We start from the raw sequence: 12,601 nt of genomic DNA on the forward strand, positions 1-12,601 counted from the left end.
CGAACGAGGCCATCTGAAAGGCCGCGCGGGCGGCAGGCCAGGAAAAAAAACGCTCCGCCACACAAGCATCCGTGGCGGGGCGTTTTATGCTTGTCGCCCGGTTTGTCGGCGGGCCTGCCCCGGCTGTCTGTTATTCGTCAAACGCCGCAACAAAGCTCCCTGGCTTGACTCATTCAGATGATGTCGACGCCTCCGAACAGCATCTGCTTCATGGCACCTAAGCTCATGCCGTTCACAACCATGTTGTTCTGTTGCTCGACCATGATATTCTGTTCAACTGCTTGGATGTTCTGGTTGGCGATGACCTGCTCCTGCTCAGCGATCTGATTGTTCTGGTTGACGATGGCCTGCTCCTGCTCGACGATCTGGTTGTTTTGGTTGACTATGGCCTGTTCCTGCTGGACTGCATTTAAATTTTGCTCAACGACGACCTGTTCATGCTGCACGTTCATGTCGTTGTGATCCTCGACAACGTTATTCTGTTCCTGAACAATGTTATTCTGCTCTTGGATAACGACATTGTTCTGTTCAATGATGATCTGCTGCTGCTCGGCTATCTGCTCTTGCTGCGCAACAACAACCTTCTTTTTTATGTGCAGATATTCGCACATGGACTCAATGCCGGTTTTCGAGGGTGTGTAGTCGTACTTGCGCGGTATGACGATGTCGTGGCGGGGGCCAAGAGAGATGTTCAAGGTTTCGCCCAATACGGTGGCCATCTTCATCCCGCCCGTGAAGCTCGAAGACTCCCCGAAGGTAACCGTGTTCCAGACCTGGCAGTTGACGCTGAAGGAATTCCCCGTGCTGATGGCTATTCCGTTTTTGGATGCCGCGTTGTTCCAGTTCCAGTCGCTGTCCGAGCTCGTGGCGGGCGGATCGTTGGGAGCGCCGATGCGCACCCAGGAGTTTTCCACGGGCGTGTGCAGCAAAAAGCGCTGGCTCCCTTCAAGATCCTCGATGTGGAACCTGTTGTCACCGGCGGTTGTGAGCCTGCACTGGGTGTTGTTGTCCTCGTTGACCACCATCTTCTGGGTCATGTTGGGCACGGCCCCGGCGATGACGGGCTTGTCCGGGTTGCCGTCGCGGAAGACCACCAGCACCTCCGTGCCCTTGTGCAGGGGGAAGTGCATGCCGTGGCCGTTGCCGCCGTAGGGGGTCATCATGCGTATCCAGTGCGAGGCCTTGCCTTCATTGCGGCCGGACAGGTCCAGGGGAAAGACCACCTTGTAGCGGCCCATGGAGTCGACTTCGGCATATTTGCCTTCTGCTTCGCCGTCGATCCAGGCAGTGACCGGGCCGGCCACGATGGGCCTGGGCGTCTTGGGCTCCGGCCTGAACTGCACGTCGGACGGGATGGCCACGAAGGTGTTGCGGTAGAAGGGCTTGTCCTGCGCGGCCTTTGTGTTCTGGCCTGCCAGGGTGGCGATGTAGGCCTCCTGGTGCCCTTCGTGCTTGAGTTCGATGGTGGTGTATTCCCGGTTGAAGTCGGAACGGTAGTGGTCGGAGAGGTGGAAGGTGAAGCCGGGGCGCAGAAATGGGGCGGCCGTTTCGCCGTGGAAGCGGCGGCCCTGGCAGGCGAGGCCGTCGGCCCTGGCCTTGGCCACGTAGTTGGCCTCTGAATTGGAGCGGAGGTCCTCCACGTGCCGGTAGATGGTGCCGAGCCCGGTCTCGCTCACCTCGTGGCGCCCCTCCACCTGCCTGAGCGTGCGGTAGTTGTAGTCCCGGATGAGCACCTCCTTGGGCAGGCGGTGCAGGGCGCACCGGAACGACCTGGCGGTCTCGGGGTCGAGCTGTGTGTCCAGGGCCGAAGGCGGGCGATAGGACAGGCCTCCCTCGCCGGTCAGGGGAACGTGGGACATGGCCGTGTCCGTGACCACGAGCTTCTCCCCGTTTTGCGTCTGCTCGAAGAAGAAATAGAGCCCGGCGCGTTCCATGAGGCGGTTGAAGAAGTTCCAGTGGGTCTCGTCGTATTGGCAGATCCAGTCGCGCTTTGGGTAATTGGCGGCCAGGCGGAATTCGAAGTCCAGGCCAGGCTGGAGGGCGGCCTGCTTGAGAATGCTTTCCAGCACGTGGTGCATTTCGTCGTCGAGAAATATCTGGGTGGTGCGAATCTGGGTGAGCCACCAAGCCCTGGGCACTACCAGGGCGCGGTAGAAGGTGAGGCCGTGGTTCTGCTCGAGCTGGTCGAAGTCCAGGACCATGCCGTTTAAGCCAAGTTCCTGCTTGCCAGGCCGGTGCACGCTCAGGCGCGTGCGTCCGCTGAGCACCGCGCCCAGGTCGATCTCATGGGAGGCCGAGGCCAGGAGAACGTCGAATTCGTAGAGCTGGGAGAGGCCTTCCGTGCCCGTGAACTTGACTACCTGGAACGAATCGTCGGGCAGGCCGGAAATGGTGAAATGGTAGCTGGGGGCGTCGGTTGGCGGCATGGTGGATCCTTGGCTGCTGAATTGACCGGATAATTTCCCGGCGTTCGCCTCCGCCAGTGGAGGCACGGCCTGGCCGAAATCCTGGAACAACAAGCGCGGATACCAAAAATACGACTAAGGAGTTCCAACCATTTCTACACGAAGAATGGCGCTAGCGGAATGGGTTGCCGGCGATAGGGTGAATAAATGTCGGAAAAGCAGTGCATTGGCTTGAAATCATTGGCTTGGAATGTTTGAGCCAAGTGCAGGCGAGTCTTTTGTGCGACTACAGCTAGGCGAATTCCAAAGTCTTAAGCGCGTTGTCCGGCTCGCTGATTGAACACACGCAAGCGGGCTCACATGATCAAGCCCGCTTACGCGTTATTGCAGGCTATTTACACTGCATCGTAGATGCGAATGTCAGGTGCTGATTTCAGATACGGGGCGAGCGAGTTCACCACGTCTTGCGTGAAGGGCGTGCTTTTGGCGATGTTTCATCATTTCCCGCGCAAATCCCCCAGGAGTGGCATTCTTGCCTCGGGCTTTGGTCCAACACCGTCCGCGGAACCTTCCAGACCGGCCTTGAACGCTGAAATAAGCGCCTTGGTGGCGTCTATGAACTCCTGGTCGTGGAAGGTCCGGTTGATTGTGGCGTGGAGCACGATCTTGCCGGGGTGCGGCGGGTATCCCGTGGTCACGGTCCAGGCCAGGGCGTTCGGGCAGTCCGGCACCCAGAAGCGCACGCCGCCCATTACCTCGTCGCGCCGGATGTGGTAGCGGCCCCACTGGAAAAAGTAGACCACACGGCCAAGCTCTTCTTCCTCATCCACCGACTCTATCTCGTCACAATAGTCCGGCAAGGCGCTCAACGTGAGCATTTGGCGGATTCCCTCGGGAGTGGCAGCCACATCCGCGAACTCGAAAAACTCCATCTCAACCTCCTGTGTGCAACGCCTTTGGAAACCATGAACACGCCGGCAGCGTCAATGCGCTCCTTCCGCTACTCGTTCTGCGCAATCATGGGGCTTCGTCGCGACAGCATGGTGCGAACCATGGCCAGTCCCTTTTCGCCAGGGACCCGCAGGGCCACCTCCGTGGCGCAACCCGAAGCGCAGGAGGCGCACAAGGTTACGGACCCGGGTGACGCGTTGCGAAATCCGCCAGGGATGAGCGCGTAGCGGCCTTGAACCCCCTAGACTCGGGTACGCCAAACAAAAGCGGCCTACGCCAAGAGCGTAAGCCGCTTTTTAAGTGTGCAGTGGCGTGAACGGGGGGCTATTGCTTGGGCTTGGCCCTCTCGTCCAGCCAGTCGAGAATGCGTTCGCTGGAGGCCAGGGGCGCGCCCAGCTGGCAGTGGAACTGCGTGCCCCGCAAGGCGTCGAACTCCATGTAGGTCTTCTTGGCCTTCACACCATTGAAGAACAGTTTGGACTGGGCGTTGGATGCGGCCACCTGGTCCTCGCTTGAGTTCACCACCAGCATTTCGGTCTCTATCTTACCCATGGTGTCGGCCTGGTTGAATTTCCTAAGCTTCGTGAACAGCGCGCTCGGGGTCTTGGCGTCGAAGGTCCAGAGCATCTGGTTGATGAACTGGGCCTGCTCCGGGTGCTTGGCCATCTCCTTGCCCACCAGCTCGTCCACCCGGGCCGCCTGGGCCGGAACGTCCACGCCCGCAAGCACCTCGGCCGGGAACTTGGACAACACGCCGTCAAAGGGGCTGACCACGCCGCCGTCGGCGATGCCCCAGGCAATGCGCTTCTCGAAGGCCAGGGCGCGCGGCACCAGATAGCCGCCCATGGAGTAGCCGATGACGGCCATGCGCCTGGAATCCACCTCGGGCAGGGTGACGGCGAAGTCCACCACGGGGGTGACCACCTTCTCCCAGTCGTGCCGGAAGGGCAGGCCCTGCTTGACGATCATCTCGCCCTGGCCGGGGCCTTCGAAGATCAGGCAGGCGTAGCCGCGCTTCGCGGCATGGGCGGCGATGATGAAGTAGAGGTCCTCGGCGGTGCCGTCCAGGCCGGTCTGGATGATGAGCAGCGGGCGCTTGCGTTTGGTGGTGTCCGGGGTGACCAGGTAGCCGGGCAGGGTGGTCTTTTCATACGGAATGCGCACGGGCTTAATGCGCCCCTCGGAGAGCTGGGCGGCCTTCAGAAAGGTGTCGCGGCCGTCCTGCCAGGCCACGGCGCCGCGCGGGTCGCTTCCGAAGAGGTAGATTCCGCTGGCCCGGTAGTATTCGGTGGCGCGGAAATACTGCTGCATGGCGCTTACGTTATGCCCGGCGGCGGCGTCCCGGTCGGCCGCGTCGCGCAGCCTGCGGGCCATGGCGTTCCAGGCCTGATACCAGCTCTCCTTGTCGTAGTCCTTCACCTGGCTTGTGATGGTGAGCATCTCGCCCAGGTCCGCCCCGCCCGCCGCGATGAGCCCGGCCCTCCACAGACATTGGAACACGAAGGCGCCGTCGTTGAAGAGGAACTTGCTCATGGCCCGGTCGGAGATGTCGCGCGCGGGTTTTTCCGGCTTGCCGCGGTAGTTGTCCCAGTGGGAGACCTCGCCGCTTATGTACACGTGCCCCTGCTGGGGGAAGTGGGTGTGGATGAAGACCCACTTCTTGTCGAGGCCCGTGTTCTTGGCCAGGGAGTCGGCGATGGCGGTCATCATCTTGGCCACCATGTCGTCGGTCATGAAGCCGGGCACGTAGAGGTCCACGAACATGGGCTTGTCCGTGGCGGGCTTGCCCATGCAGTGCACGGCGTCGAAGGTCTGCCAGTAGTAGGTGAGGAGTTCCTCGCCCAAACCCGTTGACTTGGACACCTCGCGGCTGACGGCGGCCAGCACGGCCGGGACGTCCAGGTTCGATTTCGTATAGGTGATGCGCACCATGGGGTCGGCAGGGTCGATGCCGCCCTCCGCGCGGGCCTGCCCGAAGGGGGCCGACACGGCGGCAAGAATGATGAGAAGCATGGCGACGGGATATCTGCGAATGAAATCCGACATAGCAGGAGTTCCTCCTTCAGGGCCTGGAATGGCGCTATTCGCCATACAGGTCATGAAGGAGAAACCTAGCAGTCCGTCCTTACAAAATCCTTACATCGGGCGGGGAGAGGGATAAAGCGCGGAGGATTTGCGGAAATATGGGAGAGGAGGATTGCGGGGAGTGGGGGGATTCTTCGTCCCGTATCGATTGTCCCGCGCTTTCGTTGCAATTTACCGTGTTTTTCGTAAATACGTTGGAGACCAAAGGAGTGTTCAATGCCAGAGTACTCTCCCAGTCGTCCTTTGTCAGAGAAAACGGCCTGGCCATCGGACAGGCTGATACTTCTGGGCAAGTCAGCCAGCTGGATTCTGTTGGCCTTGAGCCTCGCCGGTACCACCTTCGCCTGGTATCTCGCCAATGGAGCGGTCTCCTCGCATGCGCGGGCCAATTTCGAGTTTCGCACCACGGAAATAACCAACGCAATTCGAGACCGCATCGGAGCGTACGTGCTGGCCCTGCGAGGAGGGGCGGCCCTTTTCAACGCCTCGCGCACCGTCACGATGACCCAATGGAAAGACTTCGCCGCAACCATGGATCTCAACACGAATTATCCCGGCATTCAGGGGCTGGGATACTCCCCGGCCATCTTTCCCGACACCAAGGAGCAACACATAGCCGAGATGCGTTCGCAGGGTTTTCCCGACTACGCCATCCGCCCGCCCGGAGACCGCGAGGCCTATACGCCGGTGATCTACCTGGAACCGGACAACGCCCTCAACAAAAAGGCCTTCGGGTTCGACACCTTCAGCAACGACGTGCGCCGCGCCGCCATCGAACGCGCGCGGGACACCGCAAAGCCCACCATAACCGGCAAGATAACCCTGGTGCAGGAAGGCACCACCAATGTTCAGCCGGGTTTCATCATGTTTCTGGCGGTGTACAAGAGCCAGGAGCCTCCGGCCACGGTGGAGGAACGCCGGCTATCGATCAAGGGATACGTCAATGCGCCGTTTCGCATGTACAATCTCATGAACGGCATAATACCAGACACCCAGAACGATGTTGCCTTTGAGGTTTTCGATGGCTCGGAAATGGCGGATGCTTCGCTCATGTACCGCAGCGAAGCGCTGACATCGAATCGAGAGCAGATACGTCCCGCATCGTTTGTTTCCATTGAACGCATGGAGATTCTTGGCAGGCCGTGGACCGTCCGCTTGTCTGCTCTTGAAGAATTCGAGAATGCCATTGATCGTCGTGTGCCATATTTTATCGCATGTTCAGGACTGATTGTCAGCCTGTTGCTCTTTGCGGTTTTTCGGGCCTTCCTGCGCGATCGCGTCAATATCCTGCTGCTGGAACAGGCAAGGAAGCATGAATCGGAACTGCTCCGTGGGATACTGGACAATTTCCCGATGCCCTATATCCTGGTTGATGCAAAGCAACGCATACTCAAAACAAATACTCGCTTCATTGAGATGCTTGAATTGGATGTTTCAATAGAAGGCTGCAACGGAAAGACTCTTAAGGAAATATCCTGCCATGATGCTGAATATATAGAGTTGATCGAAAAGAGCATTTCTGACGGGGCGGTATTGCAAAATGCGGAGGTGCATACAAAGAGTTGCAAGGGAAAAGACAAGGTCATGCTGGTGAGCATTTCTCCCTTGTACGACATCGACAAGGTCTGCATAGGCGGACTGTGCATCTACATGGACCTGACGGAACGCCGTCAGATGGAGATCAAGCTTGCCAGCGTGGGCAAGATGGAGGCCATAGGCCAACTGGCCGCAGGCATAGCGCACGAGATAAACACCCCCACCCAGTATGTGGGAGACGGCGTCACCTTCCTGCGGGATTCATTTGCGGATATTTCCAGGGTGTTAACCCAGGTTGAACACTACGCTGCCCAGCCTGACGCGGTGGGAGAGGTTGCGGCACAGGCCATGAAGGAACTGTTGCATGATGTCGAAGCTGAATTTCTCCAGAAAGAAATACCCAGCACTATAAATAGAATTTTTGAAGGCATTGAACGCATCAGCACCATTGTTCAAGCCATGCGCCGATTCTCGCATTCTTCCGGAGACAGGATGCTGACAGTAGACCTTGAGAACGTTGTACGAACGACTGTGGAAATTTCACGCAACGAATGGAAATACGTCTCCACAATGGAACTCGATTTTTCCAAGGACCTCCCAAACGTCCGCTGCCAGCAGGATGAAATAAGCCAGGTTCTGCTCAATATCATTGTGAATGCATCTCACTCTGTAGCGGACGTGGTAAAGAACAAGAATGAACTTGGAAAAATAACCATACGAACCAGAAAAGTTGACGATATGGCTGAAATTTCCATCAGCGACACGGGTTCAGGCATACCTGAAGAAGTGCGCGACAAGGTTTTCAACATGTTCTTCACCACAAAGGATGTCGGGAAAGGCACCGGACAAGGGCTGGCCATCGCCTACGAGAGTGTGGTCAACAAGCATGAAGGCTCTCTTACATTCAGTACAGAAGTTGGTGTGGGAACAACATTCTATGTGCGCATTCCGATAGACGGCCCTAAAAACAGCAAGAATGAATTGTGAGAGACGTAAGCGAAGTGTTCGTTTCTCAATGCCGCAACAACTGGTTTTTAACGTCTCACTCCAAGCGATCCGAAAGGGCGACAGCCGGGGCGACCTGCCCCGGTTGGCGTGGTCCATGCCAATGGCAGGGGGGGGCAGGCACCCGGCCCTCTCACCCCGGAAAGACCACCTTCAGGTGCTCCTGGCGGTGGTCGAATATCTCCCGCAGCTTCTTGCGCACATGCAGGGCATGCATAAGGCTCCCCAAGGGCCAGAAGGGCAGGGAGTAGTGCACCAGGTCGTACATCTCGACTCCCCGGTCGATTTCGCGGAAATGGTGCTGGTGGTGCCAGAACCGGTAGGGGCCGAAGCGCTGCTCGTCCACGAAGAGAACGGGTTCCACCACGTGGGTGATCTCGGTGATCCAGTTCATGGGGATGCCGGCCAGGGCCGTGATCCTGTATTCGATGATCATGCCCGGGTGCATCCGTGGCGGCACGTTCGAGCGGATGTCGAAGCACAGCCACTCGGGGGTCAAGTCGCACAGGTTGTTCGGGTCGCTGAAGTATGCCCAGGCCTCGCTTAGGGTAATGGGCAATATCTGGGTGCGGCTCAAGGCGTGGAGCGTCATGTGGTCACCATGGCGAGCATTACTTGCACAGGAATTCGTGCGGATATGTGCAGGCTATCACGTTTCGCCTGCGCTTTGCCGCAATATTTTGCACAAAACCATTCATACCGTTTTGGTGTTAATTTGTAATGATTTCAAATAGCTAAACAATTATCTTGGTCTGATCTTTGCTTGAAGTATGGCCAAATACCAGATTGGAGTTCACGATACTCCATTTCTGCACAAGTTGTCTGTTTCATAACACTCTATCAAGGAGCAGCAACATGAAACGGCATGTTCTTTTGACTGTCGCCGTCCTGGCAATTCTGGCGCAACCGGCACTGGCCTGGGGGCCTCCCTGGGCTTCCGACTCGCAGGCATGGGGCCCGCAGTGCACCACGTGCATCGCCACCGGCACCACACCCGCAGGCATGGGGACAGGCAGTGTTGCCACCGGCCAGCAGCAGGGCGCCACGCCGCTCTATCTCGGGCTGGGCTACGGCGACGGCACGCAGCCCATGCCCCGGGACGGCACCGGTTTCGGCAGCCCCTGGTAGGTGAGCCCGGCCTTGGCGGTCGCGGCCGGGAACAGTGGACGGCCCGGCGGGCGTGAGTTTACGCTGGTCATTCCCGGCTTACGGGCTTCCGCCCGCTCCAGGTGAGGAGCCTGTACAAGGAGACGGTTGGGCAAGCGAGTGTCCAACGAACAAGGGGTTTGGTCTTTCGGGACCAAACCCCTTTCGCGTCTGCCGCCTGGGCGGACTTCACCATGGACAGCCCGGCCTTCCTCAACGCTCTTTTGCGAAAAAGGCCGGCGGATCACCCACCGGCCCCAGGTTGCATACTTCTAGTAGAACTTGAAGATTTTCACCAAGCCCGTCACCGGCAGGCCGCCGGAAGTGACGGTCACCTTGTTCTTGTCGCCGGTGCCCAGGTACAGGTTGCTCCCGTTGGCGGTGTAGATGGTGGAGCTTACCGGGTTGGTCTCCTCGGCCCTCTGATTCAGCCGGTACATGAAATGGCCCGCGTAGCTGTAGTAGGAACCCTCGATGTGGAAGTAAGCCAGGGGGCCGGAGCCGATGAGGTTGGGCGGAACAAGGCCGTGCGACCCGTAAAGCACGTCGGTGCTGGTCTGGAGCACATGCCGGGCCACGTGGTTGTGGATGCGGTAGTGGTTGGCGTCCGTGTCGCCGTCAACCAGCATCCTCAGCGGATTGGCGTTGGCAACGAGCGCCGAGCCCCTGAAGAAGAAGCCGGACCAGTCCTCCAGGTCGATGTCGAAGCATACGGGCTCGTTCGCGAATTGCTCGTGGAAGGTGAGTTCCATCGGGTGCCCGGTGATCAAGTCGTCCCACGCCATACAATCCTCCTGTGTTTCTGGGGTGGTTGCCCCGTTTGCGACGCTGTTTCCGAAAAGTGCGTCATGTCGGGCCGTTGCCCGCTTTGGCCCGGCAACGCCGCCAGCGGGGCCTTCCCGCAGGCGCTAGTAGCCGACGCTTCGCCAGGCGGCGTCCAGCCCGCTCATGATCGGGTCCTTGGTCCAGGCTTCCAGCAGGGCCTCGGTGTGCGGGCAGGGGATCTGCGTGATGGGCTGGAGGCACGGCTCGCGCGGACGCTCCACCTTGCGCTTGGCGTACCTGGCATTGGGCTCGCGCCCCGCCTTGGCAGCGTCCAGCAGCTCCTCCACCGTGAAGCCGTAGCGGATGCCGTTTCTGGCCAGGTAGACCGAGTGGAAGTCCTTTTTGAGCACCTGGAAGTTCTCGGCCTTGCGCACCTGCAGGGTGTCGCTCACCTCGTAGCGGGAGAATCCGGGGATGGGGCGCCAGGCCACGGCTACCGTCCTTCCCTGGCGGCGCGCCAGGCGTCTGCCCTCTGGTGCCAGCCCTCGTCCGGCCCCATGCCGGCCACGAACTCGCGCCACACGGCCTTGTCGATAACGGCCTCGAAGGCCCGCATGTCCGCGTCGTCCATGCTCCGCAAGGCCTCGAACCCCTGGGGATCGTCCGCCAGCGTGCCGTCCTCGTGGTAGGGCCGGGCCTTCATGGAGGTGACGGAGTAATGAAGCGGGGCCTTGGGCGGGAAGCTCACCAGGGCCTCGATCCGCCAGGTGCCGATGTCGGCCGTTACCTCCACGCAGCGCATGCTCACCGGAGCGCTTCCGTGAAGATGGGCTCGAGCCACAGGAGAGCCAGGGCGGCCAGCACGGCGGCCGTGAACACGAAGGTGAAGAACACTTCCCAATGGATGGCTTGCATGAGTTTTCGCATGGTCATCCTTCCTTTTTGGACGCACCCCTCCCACGACGGGCTCGCGCCAGCCTGAAGCAGCCAGTCCGAATGATGTGACGAGCGATGCGGGCGCCCCGAACGCACTGGCGCACGTGGGGCGCCCGCCGACTTGCCGCCCCCGGCAACACCACGCTCCGGGGGGTAAGTGTTTCATTTCGTTCCGCTAGGTCCCCAGCCGCCTGGCGCATCCTGCGCCAACCTGTCCGTCTCGACGCGCGCCCGCTTGGATTGCAGCCTTCCCCTTCCCGCCGTGGCCTCTTGTTTGGCCTTGGCCCCCGTGGGGTTTGGGTCGTTCGCATGGCCTCACCGCGTTTGGCTCGCCGGGAAACATATAGAAGATAATCCTCTTGTTGTAAATATCAAAAAAGAGGATTATCCTCGCTTAGAAGAGGTAGGGATTCTATAGGATAAACGAATTATTTTGGTGAGTCAGGCAGTAACTGAAGACTGGCGGGGATTTTGCAAATATTGTTTTCTATACATGCGCGCCGTACGCAAAAGAGGAGAATGACATAATCCTCTAAGCGTATTCGTAGAAATAAGGCGGTACGACGCTTTCGTGGGGACCTTAATCGGGAATGGAGTATCGAGAATGGCGTTTCTGAAGTTTTCGAGCGATAGCGATCTGAGTGAAAATCTCGACTTGTCTATAAAGTTCCTGGAGGCGGTCAGCCGGGCGATCCAGTGCGACGCCACGGACGAGGCAGATGTGGCTATCCTGGCCCTTTCCCAGGAGGTGGTGTGTAAGTCCTTGCGCGGCCTATTGTCCGCCAGCGGGCTTCTCTGATCGTCTGCCCTGCTTCTCGCGGCACGTGGGGGAAGGGTCGTCCCGTTCAAGATCCCAGCCGTTTTTCAGGGCGTAGTCCACTTCTATGAGCAGAGCGTGCAGGGGTTCGCCCACCACGTCGGCCAGGGCGATGGCTTCGCCAAGATTCAGACGCTGGGGTTTCTTGGGGCGGTCAAAATTTCGTATGTCGCGCCAGGTGTTCACTCCGTTCTTGCGGTCGGAGAAGGCCGTATTGGCCGCCTTGGAGTGGTTGATGCCCGCTTCCTTCAACTTCTTGCAGATGATGCTTACGAAGCAGCGTTCGACGACGTAGCCCCTGTCCATCACGCCTCCTTTGGTTAGCTTATAATTAGCTGATAATCCCCTAGCTGTCTTCCGGACAAATTCCTCCTTGTCTGCCAGAGGAATATCCTCTAAATACCCTCCATGAACATCATGTCGCTCCGGCGCGCTGGAAAATCCACCCGCCAACATATGTGGCAAGCGCCGCGCAAAGTAAACAGGACCGCTGGGGAGTAGGGCGTGCCGCTTGAATGCCGCCAGTGCGCGCACAACATGGCGCCCCCGCCGTATTTCTGCATGGCCGGCGTCACCTGGGTTGCCGGGCTATGCCGGTGTCCGGAGTTCAGGCCTGCCGCATCCGCCAAGAAAAAGGCCAACGAGGTTGTTCACGTGAACGAAGACCACTCCCTTTTGCCCGGGGCTAGCACGGAAGTGCAGTTGAACCACGCCGACGCAAGGGCCCGCAGGCAGGCCGAGCTCCAGGCCAGGGGCAAGCCCTGGACCTGCGCCAAGCGCAGAATAGCCGTCACCCGTGAGCGCTGCGCCATGGACAAGATCGCAGCCGTGGGCGCGGGCGTTCAGGGCCATCCCTGCCGCGAGTGCGGGCTGCCGCTCGCCCTCAAGTGGGTAACCAGGGACGATCTGTCCCGGGCCTTGCGGGCGTGCGAACGCGAGGAGCGGGGGTAGGGCG

General features: G+C 59.4%; 13 protein-coding genes. 5 read left to right on the plus strand and 8 right to left on the minus strand.

What is annotated here, in order from left to right; all coding sequences use genetic code 11:
• Positions 1–173: 173 nt before the first annotated feature.
• Together tssI and HY795_06110 are read right to left on the minus strand one after the other, a co-directional pair.
• On the minus strand, positions 174–2,426 hold the full coding sequence (gene tssI / locus HY795_06105) for a type VI secretion system tip protein VgrG (GenBank protein MBI4804789.1): 2,253 nt from the start codon (positions 2,424–2,426) through the stop codon (positions 174–176).
• Between the two features lie 476 nt (positions 2,427–2,902).
• The gene (locus HY795_06110; GenBank protein ID MBI4804790.1) at positions 2,903–3,337 is read right to left on the minus strand and encodes a hypothetical protein; all 435 of its coding nucleotides are present in this window, start codon (positions 3,335–3,337) and stop codon (positions 2,903–2,905) included.
• Between the two features lie 33 nt (positions 3,338–3,370).
• Between HY795_06110 and HY795_06115 the strand changes: the two genes are divergently transcribed.
• On the plus strand, positions 3,371–3,583 hold the full coding sequence (locus HY795_06115; protein ID MBI4804791.1) for a hypothetical protein: 213 nt from the start codon (positions 3,371–3,373) through the stop codon (positions 3,581–3,583).
• A 97-nt stretch (positions 3,584–3,680) separates the two neighbouring features.
• Here HY795_06115 and HY795_06120 read toward each other — a convergent pair whose 3' ends face one another.
• Entirely contained in the window at positions 3,681–5,402 is a 1,722-nt protein-coding gene (locus HY795_06120; protein ID MBI4804792.1) for an alpha/beta hydrolase, read from the minus strand.
• A 255-nt stretch (positions 5,403–5,657) separates the two neighbouring features.
• On the opposite strand from HY795_06120, the gene HY795_06125 reads away from it, so the two are divergent.
• Complete coding sequence (locus HY795_06125) at positions 5,658–7,964, plus strand: CHASE domain-containing protein (protein ID MBI4804793.1); 2,307 nt, start codon at positions 5,658–5,660, stop codon at positions 7,962–7,964.
• Positions 7,965–8,115: 151 nt separating this feature from the next.
• Here HY795_06125 and HY795_06130 read toward each other — a convergent pair whose 3' ends face one another.
• Positions 8,116–8,574: an SRPBCC family protein gene (locus HY795_06130; protein ID MBI4804794.1), complete on the minus strand. Its 459-nt coding sequence runs from the start codon at positions 8,572–8,574 to the stop codon at positions 8,116–8,118.
• A gap of 263 nt (positions 8,575–8,837) precedes the next feature.
• On the opposite strand from HY795_06130, the gene HY795_06135 reads away from it, so the two are divergent.
• Complete coding sequence (locus tag HY795_06135) at positions 8,838–9,110, plus strand: hypothetical protein (protein MBI4804795.1); 273 nt, start codon at positions 8,838–8,840, stop codon at positions 9,108–9,110.
• A gap of 290 nt (positions 9,111–9,400) precedes the next feature.
• Here the strand turns inward: HY795_06135 and HY795_06140 are convergent, their stop codons facing one another.
• From HY795_06140 to HY795_06150, 3 genes are all read right to left on the minus strand, one after another.
• Complete coding sequence (locus tag HY795_06140) at positions 9,401–9,913, minus strand: hypothetical protein (protein ID MBI4804796.1); 513 nt, start codon at positions 9,911–9,913, stop codon at positions 9,401–9,403.
• 123 nt (positions 9,914–10,036) lie between these two features.
• Positions 10,037–10,384, minus strand: coding sequence for a hypothetical protein (locus tag HY795_06145; GenBank protein ID MBI4804797.1), 348 nt, complete (start codon positions 10,382–10,384; stop codon positions 10,037–10,039).
• Positions 10,385–10,386: 2 nt separating this feature from the next.
• Positions 10,387–10,701 carry a hypothetical protein gene (locus HY795_06150; GenBank protein ID MBI4804798.1) on the minus strand — a complete coding sequence of 105 codons (315 nt, stop codon included), beginning with the start codon at positions 10,699–10,701 and terminating at the stop codon, positions 10,387–10,389.
• A gap of 732 nt (positions 10,702–11,433) precedes the next feature.
• Between HY795_06150 and HY795_06155 the strand changes: the two genes are divergently transcribed.
• The gene (locus HY795_06155) at positions 11,434–11,628 is read left to right on the plus strand and encodes a hypothetical protein (protein ID MBI4804799.1); all 195 of its coding nucleotides are present in this window, start codon (positions 11,434–11,436) and stop codon (positions 11,626–11,628) included.
• Here the strand turns inward: HY795_06155 and HY795_06160 are convergent.
• Positions 11,602–11,952 (minus strand): hypothetical protein, encoded by a 351-nt coding sequence (locus tag HY795_06160; GenBank protein ID MBI4804800.1) that lies wholly within the window; start codon positions 11,950–11,952, stop codon positions 11,602–11,604. The genes HY795_06155 and HY795_06160 overlap by 27 nt on opposite strands.
• 198 nt (positions 11,953–12,150) lie before the next feature.
• Here HY795_06160 and HY795_06165 point away from each other — a divergent pair, with 198 nt between their 5' ends.
• Positions 12,151–12,597, plus strand: a complete 447-nt coding sequence (locus tag HY795_06165; GenBank protein ID MBI4804801.1) for a hypothetical protein — start codon at positions 12,151–12,153, stop codon at positions 12,595–12,597.
• Positions 12,598–12,601 lie beyond the last annotated feature (4 nt).

The organism is Desulfovibrio sp. (assembly GCA_016208105.1).
Classification (GTDB): domain Bacteria; phylum Desulfobacterota; class Desulfovibrionia; order Desulfovibrionales; family Desulfovibrionaceae; genus Fundidesulfovibrio.

Coding starts and splice junctions, on each gene's coding strand:
- tssI (MBI4804789.1), bottom strand. CDS start 2,426: ATGCCGCCAACCGACGCCCCCAGCTACCATTTCACCATTTCCGGCCTG.
- HY795_06110 (MBI4804790.1), bottom strand. CDS start 3,337: ATGGAGTTTTTCGAGTTCGCGGATGTGGCTGCCACTCCCGAGGGAATC.
- HY795_06115 (MBI4804791.1), top strand. CDS start 3,371: ATGAACACGCCGGCAGCGTCAATGCGCTCCTTCCGCTACTCGTTCTGC.
- HY795_06120 (MBI4804792.1), bottom strand. CDS start 5,402: ATGTCGGATTTCATTCGCAGATATCCCGTCGCCATGCTTCTCATCATT.
- HY795_06125 (MBI4804793.1), top strand. CDS start 5,658: ATGCCAGAGTACTCTCCCAGTCGTCCTTTGTCAGAGAAAACGGCCTGG.
- HY795_06130 (MBI4804794.1), bottom strand. CDS start 8,574: ATGACGCTCCACGCCTTGAGCCGCACCCAGATATTGCCCATTACCCTA.
- HY795_06135 (MBI4804795.1), top strand. CDS start 8,838: ATGAAACGGCATGTTCTTTTGACTGTCGCCGTCCTGGCAATTCTGGCG.
- HY795_06140 (MBI4804796.1), bottom strand. CDS start 9,913: ATGGCGTGGGACGACTTGATCACCGGGCACCCGATGGAACTCACCTTC.
- HY795_06155 (MBI4804799.1), top strand. CDS start 11,434: ATGGCGTTTCTGAAGTTTTCGAGCGATAGCGATCTGAGTGAAAATCTC.
- HY795_06160 (MBI4804800.1), bottom strand. CDS start 11,952: ATGGACAGGGGCTACGTCGTCGAACGCTGCTTCGTAAGCATCATCTGC.